Origin of the sequence: Streptococcus sp. 27098_8_75, from assembly GCF_041432475.1 — a bacterium.
Classification (GTDB): domain Bacteria; phylum Bacillota; class Bacilli; order Lactobacillales; family Streptococcaceae; genus Streptococcus; species Streptococcus gordonii.
The window spans coordinates 193783-216823 of the sequence record NZ_JAPVZR010000004.1 but is presented as its reverse complement, the minus strand read 5'-3'; the positions used below and the strand labels follow the sequence as shown (position 1 = coordinate 216823).

Here is a 23041-nt window from a genome sequence, read left to right as displayed (position 1 = left end):
CATTATAGTCCAACAAAAAATAGAATGCAAGCGTTTGCCTGTAGAGCATGAAATTGAAAATTTCTCTCTTAAAATAATACTTTTAATACAAACTTCTGGTTTAATAGTTTCCTTAAAACACAAAAAACCTACCCTTACGGGCAGGTTTCTGTTTTGTAATGTTCAGCTAGATTAAGCTTTACCTTCTGAACCAAATACGTCAATACGTTCTTCAACAGCTGCTGTAATAGCTTCGAAACCTGGTTTCAAGAATTTACGTGGGTCGAAGAGTTTCTTCTTGTCGTATTCTGCTTCGTTTGCATCGTATTCACGTACAAATTGACGAGTTGCGTTTGCAAATGCGATTTGGCACTCAGTGTTTACGTTAACTTTCGCAACACCAAGTTTGATAGCTGCTTGGATTTGATCGTCAGGGATACCTGAACCACCGTGCAATACGATTGGGAAACCTGGAAGAGCTTCTGTCAATTTCTTCAAGTGGTCAAGGTCAAGACCTTCCCAGTTAGCTGGGTATGGTCCGTGGATGTTACCGATACCTGCAGCCAAGAAGTCAATTCCAGTAGCAACCATTGCTTTAGCATCTTCGATTGGAGCCAATTCACCTTTACCGATGATTCCGTCTTCTTCACCACCGATAGTACCAACTTCAGCTTCTACTGAGATACCTTTAGCATGTGCTTTTTCAACAACTTCTTTAGCTAATTTAAGGTTTTCTTCTACTGGAAGGTGTGAACCGTCAAACATGATTGAAGTATAACCAACTTCGATACACTCAAGTGCATCTTCGTAGTGACCATGGTCCAAGTGAATCGCAACTGGTACAGTGATACCCATTGACTCAACAAGGTTTTCGATAAGGGCTTTACATACTTTGTAACCACCCATGTATTTAGCAGCACCCATTGAAGTTTGGATCAAAACTGGAGCTTTTTTAGCTTCTGCTGCACGCAAAATAGCTTGAGTCCATTCAAGGTTGTTTGTGTTAAATCCACCAACTGCATAACCATTGTCACGAGCTGCTTGGACAAATTTTTCTGCTGAAACGATTGCCATTATAATCGGCCTCCTCTTATTTTTTGTGGTTAAACCACTTACATTGTTTATTTTATCACTTTTTCACTAAAATTGCTAGTTTTTCCTGAAATTTTAAAGAATTGCAGGGAAACCCTTAGCCTTTTTAAGCGTCTCTATTGCAAAAAGAAAAAGCTGGCAAAAGCCAGCTTACTTGATGCGGAGAGAGGGACTTGAACCCTCACGACCTAAAGCGGTCACAGGATCCTTAGTCCTGCGCGTCTGCCAATTCCGCCATCCCCGCGATTGAGTACCTTACTAGTATAACAGGACAGCTAAGGCTTGTCAAGAAGATTTTTGACTTTATTTCAAAAAATCAACTTTCTACTCAATCAGCAAAATTGGGAAAACTAAACGAAAATGAAGCTAAGGCAGGAACACAGAAAACTCAGTGCTGCTGAGTCGCAACAAAGACAGCCACCGTTTGGTCGGGATCGTATTTTTCGAAGTCAAAAGTGTAGCTCCGATGAAGCTCATCTGTTTCTTCTGCCTGCCAAATCCTCTGCCAAGCATGAAGAACCGCTTGAGGATCCTCCTTATCTGCTTCAAACACTTGATAGATATGCTCGGATGTGTCAAAATCATAGACTTCCCCATCTGTCAAACGGCAGATAGAGAGACTGTAGTCTCCTTTGTAATCACTGGCATAGTCATGATAGACAGCATAGACCGGTTCCCCTTCAGAAAAAGCCTCAGCCACTGCTGGCTCCTGCTCTTTCCAGATCTTTTGGATTTTTTCTATACAATACTCATCTTGAAAATTATTAGTACGAATACTGGCCAAAATTTGCAAAAACATCTTCTTTCCTCCTTTTATTTTTCATTATAACATTTCTCTAGAAAAGTCGCTTAGGTCAGACAAAGCAGGTCTATCTCTCCTGGCTCTTTTCTACCGCTGCTGTGACAAAGGCCGTATAAAGACCTTCAGGTCGGTTCGGGCGACTGGAAAGCTCTGGGTGGTACTGACAAGCAACGAAGAATTTATTTTCTGGGATTTCCACTATTTCGACCAAGCGATTGTCTGGTGAAACTCCAGAAAATACAAATCCGGCCGCCTCAAACTTCTCGCGAAAAGCATTGTTAAACTCATAGCGATGACGGTGACGGCGCTGTACGACTTCTTGATGGTCGTAAGCTGCTGCAGCCTTAGAGCCACGCTTAAGCTTAGAAGGATAGAGCCCCAACCTCAGCGTTCCACCCAAGTCTTCTACATCAATCTGATCACGCATGAGGTCAATGATTGGATACGGTGTGTCTGGATTGAGCTCCGCTGAGTTAGCATCTGCCAGACCTAGGACGTGACGGGCAAATTCGACACAGGTTAACTGCATACCCAAGCAAATCCCCAACATAGGCACATCCTGCTCACGCGCATAGCAGATTGCCTGAATTTTACCCTCAGTTCCTCTTTGACCAAAACCACCTGGAACGATAATTCCATCCGCATTTCCAAGAAGCTCTGTTGCATTTTCGGCAGTCACCTGATTCGCATCAATCCAATCAATCTTAACTTCCGCATCATTAGCATAGCCGGCATGCTTGAGCGCTTCAACAACTGAAATATAGGCATCTGGTAACTCGACATACTTGCCGACCAGAGCAATATGGACCTGCTTTTTCAAGTTCATCACTTTTTCTACCATAGCTGACCACTCTGTCATATCTGCCGTCGGCACATCCAGCTTCAGATGATCACAGACGATTTGGTCCATCTTTTGGGCCTGCAAATTGAGAGGAATTTGGTAGAGATGCTCCACATCCAGTGACTCAATAACTGCTTCCGGCGCCACATCACAGAATTGAGCCAGTTTGTTTTTGATGTTTTGTCCAACCGGTTGTTCTGTGCGGATGACCAGCATATTTGGTTGAATACCTAAACCTCGCAATTCTTTTACAGAATGCTGAGTCGGCTTGGTCTTCATTTCGCCTGCTGCCTTGAGATATGGAAGAAGGGTCGTATGGATATACATGACATTGTCTGCTCCGACATCCGCCTTCATCTGGCGCAAAGCTTCTAAGAAAGGAAGAGACTCGATGTCGCCCACTGTACCTCCGACCTCTGTGATAATCACATCCGAGTCCGTCGTCCGTGCTGCCCGCTTGATCTTGTCCTTGAGAGCATCTGTAATATGCGGAATGACTTGGACCGTCGCTCCCAGATACTCACCTTTACGCTCCTTGCGTAGGACTTCGCTATAGATTTTACCAGTGGTGACATTGGAGTATTTATTGAGATTGATGTCAATAAAACGCTCATAATGTCCCAGATCCAAATCCGTCTCAGCTCCATCATCTGTGACAAACACCTCTCCATGCTGGTAAGGGCTCATGGTACCGGGATCAATATTGATATAAGGGTCAAATTTCTGAATCGTAACCTTGAGACCGCGATTCTTTAAAAGCCGACCCAGACTAGCTGCTACAATCCCTTTCCCGATAGAAGAAACCACACCGCCGGTGACAAAAATATATTTAGTTGACATACATGCTCCTTTTCATAAAACAATTCGTTCCAGCAACTACAAGTCTACTGGAATCTTACCTATAGGAGGATTTTCCATAATCTGTCTGAAAAAGAAAAATAGCTCCCTGGAAACAGGAAGCTCTGACCTCTAAAAGAGGTGCCCGAACAGTATGATATCGCAAACCTAAAAAATTGTCAAATATTTTCAGTCGGTTTTCATCCATTTTCACCAATACTACTGACATGCATTTTAAGCGCTACATCGAGTATAGATTCTGCTAAATAGGGCTTGATCGTTCTGATTTTTTTAATATTTTGTAGCATTGATTAACGAGATCGTGAGTGGTACCCACAGCTACTTCTTGTTCCTGCCAGAGAGCAATGATGGACTTGAGAATTATTAGTCCGCGTACTGCTTAGACTTTTCAAAAACACAAGTTCTCCCTATCTTAGCTTGATTTATGGATGGCTAACAATCATTTCTAGATCGTGACCTTCTAACTTCCAGCTAGCCACATCGCTCGGTAGGATAAAATGGTCTCCCTTATGAATTGGATAGACTTGACCATCTACTGTTAACTGACCTTGTCCATTTAATACGCTGTTGAGCGTATAGTCAGCTGTTTTAGTGAAATCAGCCTGACCAGTCAGTTCCCACTTGTAGACAGTAAAGAAATCATTGGCAACCAGTAAAGTTGAAGACAGATTATCCACTTGTAATTTGACTGGGCGACTATTTGCGGGTTCTCCAATATTTAAAACATCAATAGATTTTTCTAGGTGCAATTCACGGAGATTTCCTGCATCATCCTTACGATCAAAGTCGTACACACGGTAAGTTGTGTCACTAGACTGTTGGGTTTCTAAAATCAAGATACCTGAACCAATAGCGTGCATGGTTCCACTTGGTACATAGAAGAAGTCACCTGCTTTGACTTTTATCTTCGTCAAGAGCTGATCCCAGTTCTTGGATTCGATTTGTTCGCGAAGTTCTTCTTTACTCTTGGCATTGTGGCCATAGATAATCTCTGCACCTTCGTCTGCAGCAATAATATACCAACATTCAGTTTTTCCTAACTCACCCTCGTGCTTCAAGCCGTATGCATCATCTGGATGGACTTGAACACTAAGCCAGTCATTGGCATCCAAAATCTTGGTCAAGAGAGGAAAGACAGGCTCAGAACGGTCCCCGAAAAGTTCCCTGTGTTCAGCATAAAGAATGTCTAACTTTTGACCAGCAAAACGGCCATTTTTCACAGTGGATACACCATTTGGATGGGCTGAAATCGCCCAATATTCACCGACTTTATCACTAGGAATCTCATAGCCAAACTCGTCTCTCAGCTTGGTTCCACCCCAAATTTTTTCGTGCATGACTGATTGTAGAAATAATGGTTCTGACATGTCTTACCCCCAAAATGTACTTTTTCTCTATTATATCAAAAAATGGATAAGCTAAAATAATCTCCCTTCACCTTTCTATATCAAAAATTACAGTAAATTTAGTAATTACTCTTATTTCTAGGACAAATTCAAAAGCACCGCAATTGCAGTGCTTTCTTCTTTATTCTTGCTCTTCTTCGACGAACTGACTGTTGTAAAGATCGGCGTAGAAACCTCCCTGCTCCATGAGCTGGTCATGGCTTCCTTGCTCGATAATATTCCCATCACGCATAACTAAGATCAGATCAGCATTGCGAATAGTGGATAGGCGGTGAGCAATAACAAAGGAAGTCCTGCCTTCCATCAGCTTGTCCATCGCTTTTTGAATCAATTCCTCCGTCCGTGTATCGACAGATGAAGTCGCCTCATCTAAGATAAGGAGTGGCGCATCTTTGAGCAGAGCTCTCGCAATAGTCAGGAGCTGCTTTTGACCAACAGAAAGGCTGACTGTGTCATCCAGAACTGTATCATAGCCGTCCGGCAAGGTCATGATAAAGTGGTGGACACCAACCGCTTTTGCAGCTTCAACAACTGCTTGGTCTGTGATATTTTTCTGATTATAGATCAAGTTTTCTTTAATAGTCCCTTCAAAAAGCCAAGTATCTTGTAGAACCATAGAGAAAGCATCGTGAACTTCTGAGCGTTGCATATTCTTGATATCTACACCGTCAATCATGATTTGCCCACGTTCAATATCATAGAACTTCATGAGTAGGTTGACAATTGTTGTCTTACCAGCACCAGTAGGGCCAACAATTGCAATTTTTTGTCCAGCCTTTGCTTCTGCTGAGAAATCGTGAATAATAGTCTTATCAGGATTATAACCAAAGAAGACATCTTTAAACTGGACATGTCCTTTTACACTTGTTAATTGTTGAAGTTTGTGAGAATCATCTTCCATATCTGCTTCTGCTAGAAACTCAAAGACACGTCCCATAGCTGCACTAGCAGATTGGAGTGTTGTGATCCCCTGAGCGATTTGAGAAAGAGGTTGAGAAAAAATTCGTACATAGACCATGAAAGCTACAATCGTACCCATGCTGATGGAGCCATTAATAGCCATTGTAGCACCCACAATCACGACCATCACATATCCAAAATTGCCAACAAAGTTCATCAGAGGAAACATAATTCCTGAAATAAATTGTGACTTCCACATACTAGTATACAGATTTTGATTGAGGGCATTGAAGGCCAAGCGTGTCTTTTCTGCACCATTGTAACTAGTGATAACATTGTGCCCGGAGTACATTTCTTCCACATAACCATTGATAGCTGCTAGGTTACTTTGCTGTTCTTGGAAATATCTCTGAGATTTCGCCATCAGAACTGCTGAGAAAACGAAACCCAATAAGACCGAACCAATCGTCACAAATGAAAGTACAACATTAGTATAAAACATCATAAAGAGCACAGCAATTAAAAGTAAGACCGAAGAAATCAGAGTCCCCAAGCTCTGTGTCAACGATTGTCCAACTGTATCTACATCATTTGTCACACGTGATAGGGTATCCCCTTGGGAATGACTATCAAAGTAGCTTAATGGCAGGCGGTTGATTTTCTCTGCAATCGCAGTTCTCAAACGTTTTGAAAAGTGCTGAATCATATCCGAAATAGCGTAACCCTGCGCATAATTGATAAGAGAACCCACAACATAAAGGAAAGCCAGGAAGAAACCTATATTTGAGATAGCTCCCAAGTCCATCTCACCTACTAGACCTTCTGTAATTAAGTTTGTGATTTCACGCAACTTATAGGGACCAAACACTGTAATAATACTAGAAATGATAGCACCGGCTACTGCAATGACAAAAGGAAGCTGGAAGCCTTTAATATAGGGCTTCATCTGGGTAAATAAAGATGTTTTTTTATTTTCCATTTTCTAGTTCCTCCTTTGATAATTGTGAATAAGCAATTTCTTGGTACACTTCATTCGTAGCCAACAACTCTTTATGGGTACCTTGTCCAACGACTTTACCATTGTCTAGAACTAGGATTTGATCGGCATCCATAATAGTGGAGATTCGTTGGGCGACAATCAGTTTTGTCATATGTTGGGTCTGTTCTGCCAATTCTTTTCGTAAAATACGATCTGTCTTATAGTCCAAAGCAGAGAAAGAATCATCAAATATCAAAATTTCCGGCTTACGGGCCAATGCACGCGCAATAGCCAGGCGTTGGCGTTGACCGCCAGAGTAGTTCGTGCCTCCTTGGGCTACTTCAGATTCAAGTCCTGCCTCTTTTTCTTCTACAAATGATTTGGCTTGTGCTAGTCCAAGGGCTTCCCACATTTTCTCTTCATCTAGTGGAGTTTCCATGCTTTCTCCAAAGTCCAAATTTGAAGCAATTGTCCCTGAGAAAAGTACAGCTTTCTGCGGAATATATCCTACCTTATTCCGTAGTGCTTTAAGCTCATAGTCACGGACGTCTACGCCGTCGATCAAAATCCTACCTTCTGTCACATCATAGAAACGAGGTATCAAATTGACAAGGGTTGATTTACCTGAACCAGTAGATCCAATAAAGGCAACTGTTTCACCAGCTTTAGCAGTGAAACTAACATGCTCAATTACTGCTTCAGAATTTTTTGCATAACGGAAAGAAACATCTTCAAAAGTTACTTGTCCTTTGCTTTGGCCCTCAGTCTGTGCTTGATCTTTTTCTTTGATACTGCTATCCAGTGCTAACACTTTGTTAATCCGGCCAGCCGAAACAAGGGTACGTGGTAAAACAATAAACAAAGCCCCCATCAGCAAGAAGCCAATTACAACCTGCATACCATAAGACATGAAAACAACCATATCACTGAATAGACCAAGCTTATCAGCAGATGTTGCGCTATGAATCAAATAAGCTCCAATCCAGTAAATAGCCAGGGTTAAACCACTTGAAATTCCGCTCATAATCGGATTGAACAAAGACATGAAGCGGTTAATAAAAATATTAAGGCTAGTTACCTCGTCGTTTGCTGCACCAAATTTTGCATCCTGGTAATCTTCTGCATTATAGGCCCGAACAACCCGAATCCCTGTCAAACTCTCACGTGTCACACTATTTAATTTATCTGTCAAGGTTTGTACAATAGATTGCTTTGGAAAAGCCAAAGTCACTAAGACAATCGTCATTAATATAATGGCTGCAACCGCGACTAAAACAGCGATCAACCAAGCATCTGATTTGCCAACAACCTTCGTCATAGCCCAAATAGCCATGATGCTTCCTCGAATAACAACTTGTAATCCCATAGCGATAAACACCTGAATTTGGGTAATATCGTTGGTTGTTCTGGTCAGAAGGCTAGGGATAGAGAATTTTTTAATCTCTGAATCAGAATAATCCAAAACACGATTAAAAATATCCTCACGCAAGCGGGTAGTATAGCTAGAAGCCATCCGAGAGGACACAAAACCAGCTATTACCAAGGAGAATAAGCTGGCAAAGGATAGGCCTAGCATTTTCAAACCTGGTACCCATAGATCTCCTGTCGTTGTCCCCGGTGTCTGTAGTAAGGTTGTAATTTCTGACATATAAGTCGGAACTTCTAACTCTAAATAAACGGTCAGACAGATAAAAACAACTGTCATCAAAATCAGTCCGATTTCTTTTGACGTCAAGCGTTTAAATAATTTAAACATTGGCATCCTCGCTTTCTAACTTCTCAATATTTTGGTGGAATTTCGCCATAACCAGAGTGAAGGTTGCCAATTCTTCTTCTGAAACACCCTGGAGGAGACAGCGATCAATTTCATTAAAAAAATCATGTAACTCTTTCAATTGTTGTTTAGACTGGGCTGTTAAATGAATCATCTTGGCCCTTTTATCTGTCTCGCTTACCTCAAGAAAGATGGATCCATTTTTTTCCATCCGTTTGATTAGATTGCTGGCCACCGACTTAGAAATATCTAACTCATGCTCAATATCCCTAATGAAGGTCGAAAGTCCTCTCTTCGCTCGGTGAGATACGATATGAAGAACTTGACCTTGTGGACCTCCCATAAATTCCATCCCACAAACCTTAGCGCGTTTCTCTATGATCCGTTGAGTCTTTCGGCCAAAGCGTTTGAATTCTAATAAAGGCTTTTCCAATACATGCTCCTTTCCATTTAGTTCTCTTGAGAACAAATAAGTTTCCGTGAGAACTATTCTACCACTTCAAAAGCGAAAGTCAAGAAAAAAGTTTCCGTGAGAACTATATTTTTTTAAAAAAGAAACTGGGAACCAAAGTCCCAGTTCTATCTATTCAAAAAATCTCGCCCTGCACCCATTACGCCTCATCAACTCTTCTTTTAATGTTCTAAAAACATCTATTAAATAGAAAAACGAAGTTCCCTCGGCTCATCTTTACTTTCTTCTTTTCTATGGAAATAACCACTTAATATGAGGAGCCAATTCGGAAATCTGTTGATGGAGTTCGTTGAAACTAACATCTTTCACATGGTCCAAATTTAAAGAAATGGCACTTGCGTCTTGATCCTTAGGATAAAAATATAGAATTCGAATGTCCGGATCTGCAGACGTCCTATGAGACCGGTAAAGATCATATTCAATCATCTCAATCTCCTGCCATAAGAAGAACTTCTCGCTTTTATCAGATAGGCCTCTTAATCTCATTCCCGATTGATCCATCTCTAGAATCGGAGGTCTATGATTGGAAATATAGCCTAAAACAAACATCAAAATAGCAATGATCCCCACTCCCCAATAGACTATATTTAACATAACATCGCTTCCTTCAGTAGTCTGACCACTTCTCTCATCCTCTTTGCTGATTGGATTACGATAAATTATTTGATTAGCACTATTCTGACTTTCTAATGCAGTAGTCTGCTTATCTAAAGAGGCAAAAGCCATAGTAAAAAAGATACCCAAGAGCAAGAGAAAGCCTATGAAATAAAAAGTTGAACCATCGCGCTTATATACTTTCATTCTATCCCCCTATATGAGAATCCCTTCCAAATGATCCAGCTCGTGCTGACAGATTTGAGCAGGAAAGTCTTTCAGGGTTATGGTTTGTGGTTGCCAATTTCGATCTAGGTAATCGACAGTAATTTCTTGATAACGGGTTGTAGATCTACTACCAACAAGAGACAGGCAAGCTTCCTCTGTCTGATAAGGACCTGACTTAGCGCGCAAGACTGGGTTAAACATAATGATTGGAACCATCCCATACATGAAAATGATCACGCGCTTCTTAACCCCAATCATATTGGCCGCAAGACCGACACAGTTATCTTGATTGGCTAGCAGAGTATCCTGCAGATCTTGAGTAAGGTAGAGATCTGATTTTACAGCTACTTCTGATTTTTGCTGTAAAAAGAGAATATCTTTTACAATAGCTTGTTGCATGTTACACCTCATATAATAAAGGCCTGATCAAGTCAGACCTTTACTCCTTTATTTTGCATGTCGTTCGCTGATTTCTTTAGCCAGTACAAAGTTACCCAACGTTGCTGAACCATTACCAGCTACAGCTGGTGTCACAATATAATCACGAACATCTGGAACAGGAAGATAGCCATTGAGTAACACTGTGAATTTCTCGCGAACACGGTCCAACATGTGCTGTTGCGCCATTACTCCACCACCAAAGACAATCACGTCTGGGCGGAAAGTTACAGTAGCTTGAATCGCAGCTTGAGCAATGTAGTAAGCTTGAATATCCCAGACAGAGCTGTTAAGCTCGATATTTTCACCACGGATTCCGGTACGAGCTTCCAAGCTTGGACCAGCTGCCAGACCTTCCAAACAGCCATTATGGAAAGGACAGACACCATTAAATTCTTTTTCTACATCCATCGGATGCTTAGCTACATAGTAGTGACCCATTTCTGGGTGACCAGCACCACCGATAAATTCTCCACGCTGAATCGCTCCAGCTCCAATTCCTGTCCCAATTGTATAATAGACCAGGTTTTCAATACGGCCACCAGCGTTGTTGCGAGCTACCACTTCTCCAAAAGCGGAACTATTGACATCAGTAGTAAAGTAAATGGGTACATTAAGAGCACGACGAAGGACACCAACGATATCCACATTCGCCCAATGTGGCTTTGGAGTTGTCGTAATGAAACCGTAAGTTTTTGAATTTTGATCAATATCAATTGGTCCGAAAGAGCCAACAGCTAAACCAGCTAAATTATCAAAACGAGAGAAAAATTCAATCGTTTTATCTAAAGTTTCAATCGGTGTTGTAGTAGGAAACTGTGTTTTTTCAACAATTTCAAACTTCTCATCACCAACCGCACAGACGAACTTAGTCCCGCCAGCTTCCAAACTTCCATATAATTTTGTCATAAAATTCCTCTTCTTTTATGCTATCAGAATTAAGTTAATCAGACTTCCCTGACACCTTTAATCTGATTTGCAAGTTTTTCTTTTTTGCATTCAATTTATTATAGCATATCTCACGGCAACTATTTCACCAAACTAAATTTTTTTCATGCTTTTTTCAAGACATTTAACCAATATCCTGCTCCTAAAAAATATCCCCCAAGTTTTCTCGGGGGAGTTGTCAATTCACTTCTTACTCATAAATCATTGGAAGCTGACTGTATTATTTTTTATGATCATTTTTGATTCTGGTGAGATATCCGTTTGTTCTAGTGTTATAATCGTTTCACCTTTTTCATCCAATATATGCCAAGCACCATCTTTATGTCCTAACAAAGCAACACCATTCTCTCCGCTATCTTCATCTTTATATGTTGTAGAAAATGCCTGATCCACACCCTCTAGTAAGCGCTCCTCTTTCGTACTAAGGGTTACCAAATAGTAAGCTCCCGCTCGAACACCTAGCGCATACTGATTATCAATCTGAGTGTACTTTTCATAAGCTGAGTGGGAAGATAAGGCGCTACTGAGAGTTTTACTCAATTGTTTCTTCACCTCTTCACTTCTTTTCTCATCTATAGATTGAATTGTTTTCTGTACATCTTTGACCTTAGCAACTTCCTGTCTTTTGGCTTCTCTAGCCTGATAAATCAAGAAGGTTCTCACCAAAAATGAACTCCCAAAAACCAAGCCGACAATCAGAGAAATGACATTACCTTTTTTCTTCATCCGATCCCCCATGTATCTATAAGTAGTATATAAGAAATGTTTCCTTATAACCTATAGCATAACAGAATATTTTTGAGAAAACAAATAAAACCTAGCAGAACTAGGTTTTATGATCTTATTCAACGGTTACTGACTTGGCCAAGTTACGTGGCTTATCAACATCCAGACCACGATGCAGGGTTGCATAATAAGCAACGAGCTGGGTTGGAACGACCATAGAAATCGGTGACAGATAAGGATGTACTTGACTGAGTACAATATCATCATTGTCTTTGGCTACATTTTCTTCAGCAATGGTCAATACATTGGCACCACGAGCTGCTACTTCTTGGATATTTCCCCGCGTGTGGTTGGCAAGGACAGGATCTGATAAGAGGGCCAGAACTGGTGTTCCTTCTTCAATCAAGGCAATCGTACCATGTTTTAATTCACCAGCTGCAAATCCTTCACACTGAATATAAGAAATTTCTTTAAGCTTGAGGCTGGCTTCCATGGCTACATAGTAATCTTGACCACGACCGATATAGAAGGCATTACGAGTTGTCCCCAAAAGATTGTCAACCTTGCTCTCAATTAGCTCTTTCTCAGAAAGGGTTGATTCAATAGACTGGGCTACCAAGGATAGTTCATGAACTAGGTCAAAGGCTGCAGCTTTTTCAGAAGCATTGGCGTCTCCTACTGCTTTAGCTAAGAAAGCCAAGGCAGCAATTTGTGCAGTATAGGCCTTGGTAGAAGCAACCGCGATTTCAGGCCCCGCATGAAGAAGCATGGTATGATTGGCTTCACGAGACAAGGTTGATCCTGGCACGTTTGTAACTGTTAGGCTTGGAATCCCCATTTCATTGGCCTTGACCAAGACCTGGCGGCTATCAGCTGTTTCACCAGACTGACTAATAAAGATAAAGAGTGGTTTTTTACTGAGAAGTGGCATACCGTAGCCCCATTCAGATGAAATTCCTAGCTCAACTGGCGTATCTGTTAATTCTTCAAGCATTTTCTTAGAGGCAAAGCCAGCATGGTAAGAAGTCCCTGCTGCAAGAATGTAAATACGATCAGCTTCTTGTACAGCCTTGACGATAGCTGGATCTACAACTACTTGGCCGTTTTCATCCGTATAAGCTTGGATGAGTTTACGCATGACAGTTGGCTGCTCATCGATTTCCTTGAGCATATAGTAAGGATAGGTTCCTTTACCAATATCAGACAAGTCTAACTCAGCAGTATAACTTTCGCGTTCCTGAAGGTTGCCGTCATAGTCCTGAACCTCTACACTATCTTTACGAACAATAACTAACTCTTGGTCATGGATTTCCATAAATTGATTGGTTTCCCGAATCATGGCCATGGCATCTGAGCAGACCATATTATAGCCTTCTCCGAGACCAACTAGAAGTGGAGATTTATTTTTTGCAACGTAAATGACCTCAGAATCTTCTGAATCAACCAAGGCAAAGGCGTATGATCCACGAATAATATGAAGGGCTTTTTTAAAGGCCTCTAGGACTGATAAACCGTCTTCTTCAACAAATTTCCCAATCAAATGCACTGCAATTTCAGTATCTGTTTGTCCTTTGAAGTGGTGACCTGAAAGGTATTCTTCTTTGATTTCAAGGTAGTTTTCAATCACACCATTGTGAACCAGCACAAAACGTCCTGTCTCAGAGCGATGAGGGTGGGCATTGCTCTCGCTTGGTTTCCCGTGAGTAGCCCAGCGGGTATGACCAATACCAGTCGAACCTGCTACGTCGATTCCAATTTTAGAACGCAGGTCTGCAATACGGCCGACAGATTTGACCAGGTTAGAATTTTTTCCTGTTGTTACAAAAATTCCAGCTGAGTCGTAACCACGGTATTCCAATTTTTCCAAACCCTGCATCAAGATATCAGTTGCGTTGCGATTTCCGACAACTCCGACAATTCCACACATACTTACTAATTGAGTGATGTTCCAAGGACATCACTACTCTCCTTTAAAATTGGTATAGTCTGATTTTATAGAAAAATCATTAGCGAAGTCAGTATACAATGTTTCTTTATGTTTGTCAAGCTACAAATCTTCAAAAATTGGTCTAGTTAAGATAAGCTTAAGAAAAACCTATCAACATTCTAGTTGATAGGTTATTTGTTGAATAAACTAACACATGATAACTTCCTGAATTTGAATAGTTGATATTTCCTTGAGGCAACTTAATCAATTAGCAACTCTTCTCAGAAAAAACTTCTGGCAAGTTTCTTCTGGATAGCCTAAATTCTTTAAATATTAGTATATTTAAGACCCTTTTTCCCAAGATCTTCAATCCATTCTTCTTGCATATTTCTTTTCACTAAATCCTCAGATAATAAATCTGCCATCATGCATACCTTTTGATAATCATTTTTTGCTTTCTCTAGATTATCTTCTACAAATAAAGCAACCTTCCAATTTAGGGCATGAACAAAAATGTTGTCCTGAAAATCACGTCTTTTTGTCATAATATCATTTAGTACGTTTACAATATCAGGTAATATATCGTATATCCCATAATGGGCCAATACACCTGCTGCTGAAACAATCGTATTTTGAACCTTTTCCAGATCCGATAATGGAAAGTAGTCTGCAGCCAAGATCACTTTACCGAGTAAGTCTACAAATTCTTCCTGATTAAAGTCTCCTAATGCTAAGGAAAGCAAGCGCAATTGAATAATCTCCACATCATTGAAGCTTAATTCCTTTTTCTTCATTGCCTGCTCTAGGTACTCATCTAATAAACCTTGATCAAAGGAAGGATCTTTAGCACTGACCATGTCAACAGTTGCCTGAGCTACCTGAATAGATATTTGCTCCTCTTCTGGTAAATTCTCAAAATAGTTTTCATAAATTTCATCAATAATTTTTTCGAGCAAACAAAGACGTTCTGGATCTCCATAATGATACAAGGTTCGTAGTTGATATTTCAAATCAATGTATTCAGGAGGTAATTCTAAACTATTATTGTTAGCCAAGACATCTAAAGAAACATCAAGCTTGTCAGCAATATACTTTGCTGTTGCAATCGTGGGCAGAGACTGTCCTTTCTCAATCCGTTGGAGCTGACGTGTCGTTAACACATCTTCTAAATCACAGATTGCCTGTCTACTTAATCCTTTGCTTTCACGGAGATTTTGAATCCTTTGTCCCAATTCTGTCTTGAAATCCACCTTTTATTCTCCATTTTTCAAAAATATTGGTGCTATTATAACATATTTTGATATTCAAATCATAGCACAGGCCTACCAACTTTTTGTTGATAGGCCATCTTATTTATTCTTCAAATCCATTCTGCTGACTAAGCTTACGGAACCAATAACCTGATTTCTTAATAATCCGTTCTTGAGTTTCCAAATTCAATTCAATCAAACCATAACGGTTTTTATAGCTATTTAGCCAAGACCAGCAATCGATAAAGGTCCACATGAGATAGCCAGTACAGTTGGCCCCGTCTTGAATGGCACGGTGGAGCTGGCGCAGATGGCCTTTGACAAAGTCAATACGATAATCATCTTGGATAAAGCCATCTTCACGGAATCTTTCTTCACCTTCAACTCCCATTCCATTTTCCGTCAGCATCCATTCGATATTGCCATAATTTTCTTTGATATTTTGAGCGATATCATAAATCCCTTGCTCGTATATTTCCCAGCCACGGTGGGGGTTGATTTTACGACCAGGCATGACATATGGCTCATAAAAATGCTCTGGCAGGAGTGGACTGTCTGGATGCTTGGCAAAACGCGGTGCCATAACCCGCAAAGGCTGGTAGTAATTGACTCCAACGAAGTCCACGGTGTGCTCGCGAATGAGTTCCAACTCCTCCGCTGTATAATCTGGCAGCAAATCATGCTCAGACAAAATCTCCACTAACTCATCTGGATAAGTCCCTAAAACAGATGGATCTAAGAAAGATTGGGCTTGGAAAAGGTCCGCAATATGCGCAGCCTTGAAATCAGCAGGATGCTGGCTACGTGGATAAGCTGGCGTCAAGTTTAGGACAATCCCAATCTTAGAGTCAGGCAAGATTTCATGACAAGCCTTGACTGCAAGGGTACTCGCTAGTTGTGTGTGATAAGCAACCTGAACTGCTGCTTTTGCATCCACCTTGTGAGGATAATGGGCATCATAAAAATAGCCAAACTCCACCGGAACGATAGGTTCATTAAAGGTAATCCATTGGTCCACCAAGTCTCCGTAAGTCTCAAAACAGAAGCGAGCATAGTCCTCATAGGCCTTGATGGTTGCCTTATTTTCCCAACCATCGCCATCTTCTTGAAGGGCAAAAGGCAGGTCAAAGTGGTAGAGATTGACTAAAAGACGGATTCCCTTAGCCTTAATGGCTTCAAATACCTGACGGTAGAAAGCCACTCCTTGAGGATTAACTTCGCCTCGGCCTTGTGGGAAAATCCGTGACCACTGGATAGAAGTTCGGAAGGCTGTATGACCTGTCTCGACTAGAAGATCAATATCTTGCTCCCAATGTTGATAAAAAGTAGATGTTTGTTCTGGACCGATTTCATTGTAGTAACGATTGGGCTCCACTTGGTACCAGTAATCCCAGAGATTGTCACCCTTGCCGTCACCAGGCACGCGACCTTCAGTTTGCGGACCAGATGTGGAAGAACCCCAAACAAAGTCTTTTGGAAATGTAAGCATATGGTTACCTCACTTTATAAAAGTCACCTTCATTATACTCTTTCTGATGGTATAAAAACAGGACCTATTTATTCCAATTTTTCTGCTTTTTAAAGAGAAAAATTCTAAATAGATCTCTAGCTTTATCTGATTCATTAGTCTACTTGCTGGCGGTAGGCCTTTGGCGACTTGCCACAGAGTTTTCTAAACACCTTGTAAAAATATCCAACATTGCTGTAGCCCACTGCATAACAGACATCTTCAATACTGTCATTGGTTGACAAAAGCAACTGTTGGGCTGCCTTAATCCTCTGCTTATTCAGAAGCTCAGCAAAGGTCGAATTGGTCTCACGCTTAATCAACTGTCCTAGGTAGACCGGATTGATAAAGAGGTCTTTACTGATATCCTTTAAAGACAGATCCTTTTGATAATCGCGACCAATGACTTCTAGAACACTGGCAACATTTTCATTCATACGATACTGAGCAAATAAATGAGTTAGCTTTTGCTTGATATAGTCTAGCAGGTCCTCAAAGGACGTCATGCCTTCAATTTCCTTGATAATGCTGGTCATATCATCTGGTTTCAAATGCTCGAACAAATGATAAACATCCATCATAAATTGAATAAAGAGCTGTTTGGTAATCGATATTCTTGGTGTGTGGCTCAAGACAACACCTTTTAGCAAGTCTAACTCATCCAAAATCTGATTGATATTCCCCTGGATAATCACGCGATACATGGGTTCATAGTATTGAAAAAGGGGATCCGCCTGTTGCAAGCCAACCATTCCATAAAAGACAACTTTCTCGAGATTGGATTTGAATTGTTGCAAATTATCTTTGTAAGGAGGCTCCAGCTCTATCTGGTAGAGGCTCTCTTCTTTCGTACGTGATAGGAAAAGATATAGGTTCTGACCAGATACGGAATACGAAGTAGAAGCGATACCTTGAGGTACTCGGCTAGCTCCTAGCCAAATTGTTCCTTCCTTTTCTAACAGTCTAGTCAAATCTCCCTCTGATAGACCATCTTGGAAAATTGCTTCCATTTGATGGTGAGAAGATTGGTCAAATTGCTGGGAAAGTTTCTCTAAAATAGCTGCAAGCTCAACCTTATTGACAGGTTTGACCAAATAATCAGCCACCTGCAAATTTAGGGCCTTTTTGACATATTCAAACTCCTGATAGCCTGACAAGATGATAAAGGCAAGTTTAGGTAGGCTTTCTTTCATCTGGGCAATCATTTCTAGACCATTCATACCTGGCATATTGACATCGGTGATGACCAAATCAACAGGGTGGTTTTTAACATAGTCCAGAGCTTCTTCAGCATCATTGGCTGTTGCCACAACCTCCATATTCCATTTTTCAAAAGGGATGAGAACTTTCAGACCTTCGGTAATCATGTATTCATCATCAACTAGTAATACTTTATGCATGGTGTTTTCTTATTCATCCTTGATTTCTATAATATAGCGAACACCCTTATTTTCTCCCGACTCTACAGCAATGCTATAGCGGTCCCCAAAGAAAAGCAAGAAACGTTCGTGGATATTGATAATCCCAATCGAGGTCCTTTTCTCCTTATTTTCCGAATTTTCCAATTGACGCTTGGCTAAAATTTGCTGGATTTCTGCAAGCTTATCAGCCTTTATTCCACAGCCATTGTCTTGAACAATGATTTGAACTGCATCAGATTTTTTCAAGACTTTGACACTGATTACATTGTCCTTTCGGCGATAGTCTATGCCGTGGGCAAAATAGTTCTCCACCAAAGGCTGAATGGTAAACTTAGGAATAATCATGCCTTTAAGCTCCTCAGCAATGGTAAAGCCATAAGCAACCGAATTTGGATGGCGCACCATACAGAGATAACTGTATTTACGACAGAACTCCAATTCGCTTTCCAAGGTTACCTGCGTCTCATCAGAAATATTGTTTCTCAGCAAGCTGCTAAATTCATAAATAATATCCGCAAGTTCTTCTTGGCTCTTCATAACCGCATACATACGGATAAACTCCAGAGTGTTATACATAAAATGCGGATTAATTTGGGCCTGCAGAGCCCGCATATTGGCATCTTTTTGACTCAGCTGTAGCTGGTAGATGTCATGAATATTGCGGTCAAGATTATCCAACATGGTGTTGGTGTTATCAGCAATTAAGAGCAATTCCTGCTCCTTGGTTGCAGTCTCAATTCTTAAGTGACTGTCTCCTTGTCCTATTGCTTGGATCGTATCCACCAAATCAATAACCTGGCGCTGATAGTTACGGAATACTCGTTGCAAAATCAGATAAAGACTACCTGTTAGAATTGCACTAATAGCCACTATGACAATGGCATTTACTAAACTTCTCTCTAAAACATAATGTTCTGGGACAGCCACTTGAACACCATAGCCATGAGGTGTCTCCTTGACCAGCCAATTCTTACTTTTTCCTTCCCCAAAAGTCAGCATATTTTTTTGAAAGGGTGAGATAATTTTAACCAGTACAGGGGTTGTATTTCGAATATTGTCAATCGTTTGTTCAAAAACTTGAGAATCAATCGTTAGATAAACGACCCCGATATGGTTGCTGGTGACACTGTCATAAATAGGAATGGGAAAAGCATTCTTAGCGGGCTTATATTTACTAGCTTCAACTTGCATTCCTCCTTGTTTTTGACGAGTTGAAACAAAGACTGTCTTATAATCCTGCAATGCAATATCAAAACCTGCCACAAAATCATTCTGCAGATAAATATCGGCAATATTCTCGTGTAGCGAAACTTCAACAATCCCAAGAAGGCCATTATTTAAACGCCAATAAATGTATTCAGAGGGCGACATGGTGAAATAATTATAGACACCTTCTAACTTGGCCTGGTTACCTACAAGGTTTTTAGTGATTTGAACACCACGCTGATAGTAGGATTCAACTTCGTCAACAAGTCTTGTTGAAATACGCTGAGAAGTTTCTGTTACTTCTTGAACCTTGGACTGCCAGCTGGCATAAGAGATTAACAAAGCTACAAAGCCAACAATGACAAACATGGTCATTGCATAGACTCTTAGCAAGGAATTTAGCCAAAATTTTTTCATGGTTTGTCCACTAATCTAGAAGCAATCAACTGATAGACTGGTTCTAATAAATCACTGATAAAGAAATGCCAAGCGCCCAGAAAGACAAAGAAAACCAAGGCTGGCATGTAATAAAAGATTGCCATAATCATGGCCGTTCCAAATGCAATCTTAAACATTGCTCCAATATTCAAAAACATGCCAATAAAGGAAAGCTTCATTGAATTAACATAAGATAACTCGAAATAAACCTGCAATTTCAAATAAACCGCATAAGCTAATGGCAACAGAAGAGCTAAAAGCAGGTTTAAAATACTGATAATCACAGTTAAAATAGACTGAGGAAGCTGGACAAGAAGATAGAGGCCATACAAGAAAATTGCCTCAATTGAAAGTAGGGTATAAAAAACCTGATTAGAACGAAAAAAGTTCTCTTTAAATAAGGACCAAGCCTCTTGCCACTTATAAGCTTTATAATCATATCGGTACTGAGCAAAAAGAGTCATTAAAACCGTACTAGCAGGTGCTAGGCCAAACAAGACACCACCACAGAGAGTCAGGACTAAAAAAATCCCTGATGCCAGCATAGCCATATAAATTTTTTGAAAAATAAATTCAATAAATTTTCCCATATCCTACCTCTTCTATTTCATCTTCAATCTAAAGTTCATATAAACAAATTATACCATATTTTAGTTCCTTGCTCTTTTCAAAATTGAACAATCGAACAAGAAAAAAACAAGGAGGTCGGGATCTACGTCCCAACCTCAATGTTTACCTCGGCTTATTTTTTAGCAGCCAAAAATTCATCGTATTGTTTTTGCATTTCTTTCAGTACTCTGTCGTAAGCACCTTCAGATTTTAGTTTTTCCATCAATTCTGGAATAGCTTTTTCTGGGTCTACTGTACCAGTGTTAATAGCTGTATCAAATTGTTGCATTGTGTTTGTAACAGCTGTGATATCAGATTTAACTGGTTCTGTGTTGAAGATAAATCCAAGAGCTGGTGATTCTTTTGCTTCAGCCAATTCTTTCTTAGAATCTTCGATTTGTTGGTCAGTTACATTTTCGTTGATGTAAAGGATCCAGTTGTTACCAGTGTTCCATCCAGACATGTGAGTGTTTCCGTTATAGCCATCCAAGACTTTTACGCGGTTTTCTGAACCTTTAACTTTTTCCCAGTTTTCTCCTTCTGGTCCATAAACAAGTCCATTAAGAAGTTCTGGGTTAGTGTTCAATTCGTTCAATACTTGCATTGCTTTTTCTTTGTTCTTAGAGTTGTTTGAGATGACAAAGTTAGCAACTTGAGTTGTTTGGTTTTTCTTGATGAATTTAGTAATTGGTTTGATTTCGATCTTACGGTTTGCTACACGTGAAAGCAAGCTGTTACCATAGTCAGCAGGACCTACTGTTTCTTCACGAACAAGCCATGTATCGCTGTTGTGTTCGTAAGTGGTATCACTTGTTGCTACATCTTTAGGAATGTATCCAGCATTGTAGAATTTGTGAAGAGTCTTCAAGTGTTCTACGAAGCGAGGAACTTCATAACGGTTGACGATCTTAGTAGTGTCACCTTCCATATCGATAACAAATGGAAGGCCGTTTGCTACTGGGTAGTCAAAGTTTTCTGATGGAATGAAGTTTTTACCAATTGCAAATGGTACAACGTTTGGATCTTTTTCTTTGATTGCTTTCAAAACAGGTTCAAGTGTTTCATATGAATTCACGTTTGAAATGTCAATTCCATATTTTTCCAAAAGAGGACCGTTGAAGGCAAAGTTTTGTGATGATGCAACGTTAGCAGCTACTGGAACAGCATAGATCTTACCATTTACAGTGTTACCTTTGATGTAAGCAGGGTCGAGAGCTTTGTAAAGTTCTTTCCCTTCTTTCTTATAAAGGTCTGTCAAGTCAGCATAAGCACCTTTTTGAGCAGTTACAACATAGTTATCAGCAAAAGCGATATCATAGTTTTCACCAGATGAAGTAATTACAGACATTTTCTTGCTGTAGTCACCCCAACCAAGGTATTGCATTTCTAATTTAGCATTAACTTTCTTTTCCAAGATCTTGTTAGCATTTTCCAACAATTTGTCCAAGTTGTCTGGTTTATCACCAATTTGGTACATCTTAATGGTTGTTGGACCATTTTCTGAACTAGATGATTTACTGCTACCGCAGGCAGCCAAAGCTGTAATCAAGAGTGCGCTGGCTGAGAAGAGTGCGACTTTTTGCCACTTTTTCATAAGAAAAACTCCTTTATTTTTATTTTTTGATAAACAATTTAATGAACTGATAAGCTCAGTTACGAAGCTGACTTCAAGGAAGTCCAAACATGACAGGCAGGTTTAGGACTTTTATTCCTTGACCCCACCAATCGTTAAACCTTTTACGAAATAACGTTGGAAGAATGGGTAGAGCATTGCAATTGGCAAGGTTGCCACAACCACCATGGCCATACGACCAGTTTCTTTAGGCAGTCCACTAGCTGCCCCAACAACTTGTGATGACAGACCTGTTGATTTTGCAATGTAGTCCATATTTGATTGGATTTGCATCAGCAAGTATTGCAAAGGATAGAAATCTGGATTTTTGATATAAAGCAAGGCATTGAACCAGTCATTCCAATAAGCTAGAGCTGTGAAGAGACTGATCGTGGCAATACCTGGTAGAGCAAGTGGTAAACAAATTTGGAAGAAAATCCGTGTTTCACTTGCACCATCAATCTTAGCTGATTCAAGAATTGCTTCTGGAATCGTCCGTTTAAAGAAGGTACGCATCAAGATGATGTTAAATGGAGAAAGCAACATTGGTATAATTAAGGCTGCAATGGTATCTCCGATTCGTAGCAACTGAGTTACCACGATGTAACCTGGAATCATACCTGCATTAAAGAGCATGGTAATCAAAGCAAATACTGTAAAGAAGCGTTTGTATTTAAATGTTCTTCTAGAAATTGCATATGCGTATGTCGTTGTCATGAAGACATTGACGCTGGTACCGACTGCTGTCACAAACAGAGTGATAAAAAGGGAGTTTAAAATTTTATCCTTAAACTGTACCAGGAAAAGATAACCGTCAAAGCCAAATTTAGAAGGCCAGAAGCTGAAACCATTTGTCGCTATCACAGACTCATTTGTAATAGAAATCATAATAACGAAGATAAATGGCAAGATACAAGATAGGGCAATAATCCCAATTAAAATACTGAAAAATAAGTTAGCTGGCTTACTGAAGGCATGGATACCAACGTTATCGATTTTTTCTTTTTTGATTTTTTCCGATTTTTTCATTGGTT

General features: G+C 40.2%; 19 protein-coding genes and 1 tRNA gene. All 20 read right to left on the bottom strand.

Annotation, left to right across the window (positions count from 1 at the left end; all coding sequences use genetic code 11):
• Positions 1-171: 171 nt before the first annotated feature.
• On the bottom strand, positions 172-1053 hold the full coding sequence (locus tag O3640_RS08070; protein ID WP_008809690.1) for a class II fructose-bisphosphate aldolase: 882 nt from the start codon (positions 1051-1053) through the stop codon (positions 172-174).
• A 176-nt stretch (positions 1054-1229) separates the two neighbouring features.
• A tRNA-Leu gene (locus tag O3640_RS08065) sits at positions 1230-1315 on the bottom strand.
• A 144-nt stretch (positions 1316-1459) separates the two neighbouring features.
• Entirely contained in the window at positions 1460-1870 is a 411-nt protein-coding gene (locus O3640_RS08060) for a GyrI-like domain-containing protein (protein ID WP_227221465.1), read from the bottom strand.
• Positions 1871-1940: 70 nt separating this feature from the next.
• Positions 1941-3554 (bottom strand): CTP synthase, encoded by a 1614-nt coding sequence (locus O3640_RS08055; protein WP_227221466.1) that lies wholly within the window; start codon positions 3552-3554, stop codon positions 1941-1943.
• A 440-nt stretch (positions 3555-3994) separates the two neighbouring features.
• Complete coding sequence (gene manA / locus O3640_RS08050) at positions 3995-4939, bottom strand: mannose-6-phosphate isomerase, class I (protein WP_227221467.1); 945 nt, start codon at positions 4937-4939, stop codon at positions 3995-3997.
• Between the two features lie 160 nt (positions 4940-5099).
• Complete coding sequence (locus tag O3640_RS08045) at positions 5100-6857, bottom strand: ABC transporter ATP-binding protein (protein WP_371586829.1); 1758 nt, start codon at positions 6855-6857, stop codon at positions 5100-5102.
• A complete protein-coding gene (locus O3640_RS08040) occupies positions 6847-8613 on the bottom strand; it encodes an ABC transporter ATP-binding protein (RefSeq protein WP_371586828.1) in 1767 nt (588 codons plus the stop codon). The genes O3640_RS08045 and O3640_RS08040 overlap by 11 nt, the downstream gene beginning before the upstream one ends.
• The gene (locus tag O3640_RS08035; RefSeq protein WP_012130789.1) at positions 8606-9064 is read right to left on the bottom strand and encodes a MarR family winged helix-turn-helix transcriptional regulator; all 459 of its coding nucleotides are present in this window, start codon (positions 9062-9064) and stop codon (positions 8606-8608) included. The genes O3640_RS08040 and O3640_RS08035 overlap by 8 nt, the downstream gene beginning before the upstream one ends.
• Before the next feature lie 270 nt (positions 9065-9334).
• Positions 9335-9904 carry a hypothetical protein gene (locus tag O3640_RS08030; RefSeq protein ID WP_371586827.1) on the bottom strand — a complete coding sequence of 190 codons (570 nt, stop codon included), beginning with the start codon at positions 9902-9904 and terminating at the stop codon, positions 9335-9337.
• Positions 9905-9913: 9 nt separating this feature from the next.
• Positions 9914-10324 carry a peptide deformylase gene (locus O3640_RS08025; protein WP_118106262.1) on the bottom strand — a complete coding sequence of 137 codons (411 nt, stop codon included), beginning with the start codon at positions 10322-10324 and terminating at the stop codon, positions 9914-9916.
• A 48-nt stretch (positions 10325-10372) separates the two neighbouring features.
• Complete coding sequence (gene scrK / locus O3640_RS08020) at positions 10373-11272, bottom strand: fructokinase ScrK (protein ID WP_045773521.1); 900 nt, start codon at positions 11270-11272, stop codon at positions 10373-10375.
• 240 nt (positions 11273-11512) lie between these two features.
• Complete coding sequence (locus tag O3640_RS08015) at positions 11513-12037, bottom strand: hypothetical protein (protein ID WP_061596801.1); 525 nt, start codon at positions 12035-12037, stop codon at positions 11513-11515.
• 115 nt (positions 12038-12152) lie between these two features.
• Positions 12153-13964 carry a glutamine--fructose-6-phosphate transaminase (isomerizing) gene (gene glmS / locus O3640_RS08010; RefSeq protein ID WP_061598903.1) on the bottom strand — a complete coding sequence of 604 codons (1812 nt, stop codon included), beginning with the start codon at positions 13962-13964 and terminating at the stop codon, positions 12153-12155.
• A gap of 326 nt (positions 13965-14290) precedes the next feature.
• Positions 14291-15214, bottom strand: a complete 924-nt coding sequence (locus O3640_RS08005; protein WP_268709864.1) for an XRE family transcriptional regulator — start codon at positions 15212-15214, stop codon at positions 14291-14293.
• Positions 15215-15317: 103 nt separating this feature from the next.
• Positions 15318-16703: a glycoside hydrolase family 1 protein gene (locus O3640_RS08000; protein ID WP_227221471.1), complete on the bottom strand. Its 1386-nt coding sequence runs from the start codon at positions 16701-16703 to the stop codon at positions 15318-15320.
• Positions 16704-16837: 134 nt separating this feature from the next.
• Complete coding sequence (locus tag O3640_RS07995; protein ID WP_227221472.1) at positions 16838-18121, bottom strand: response regulator transcription factor; 1284 nt, start codon at positions 18119-18121, stop codon at positions 16838-16840.
• Between the two features lie 9 nt (positions 18122-18130).
• A complete protein-coding gene (locus O3640_RS07990; RefSeq protein WP_227221473.1) occupies positions 18131-19765 on the bottom strand; it encodes a sensor histidine kinase in 1635 nt (544 codons plus the stop codon).
• On the bottom strand, positions 19762-20376 hold the full coding sequence (locus tag O3640_RS07985) for a YesL family protein (RefSeq protein ID WP_061603338.1): 615 nt from the start codon (positions 20374-20376) through the stop codon (positions 19762-19764). Before O3640_RS07985 ends, O3640_RS07990 begins: the two co-directional genes overlap by 4 nt.
• 152 nt (positions 20377-20528) lie before the next feature.
• Entirely contained in the window at positions 20529-21989 is a 1461-nt protein-coding gene (locus O3640_RS07980) for an ABC transporter substrate-binding protein (RefSeq protein WP_012130800.1), read from the bottom strand.
• Positions 21990-22100: 111 nt separating this feature from the next.
• Positions 22101-23036, bottom strand: coding sequence for a carbohydrate ABC transporter permease (locus O3640_RS07975; protein WP_061603339.1), 936 nt, complete (start codon positions 23034-23036; stop codon positions 22101-22103).
• Positions 23037-23041 lie beyond the last annotated feature (5 nt).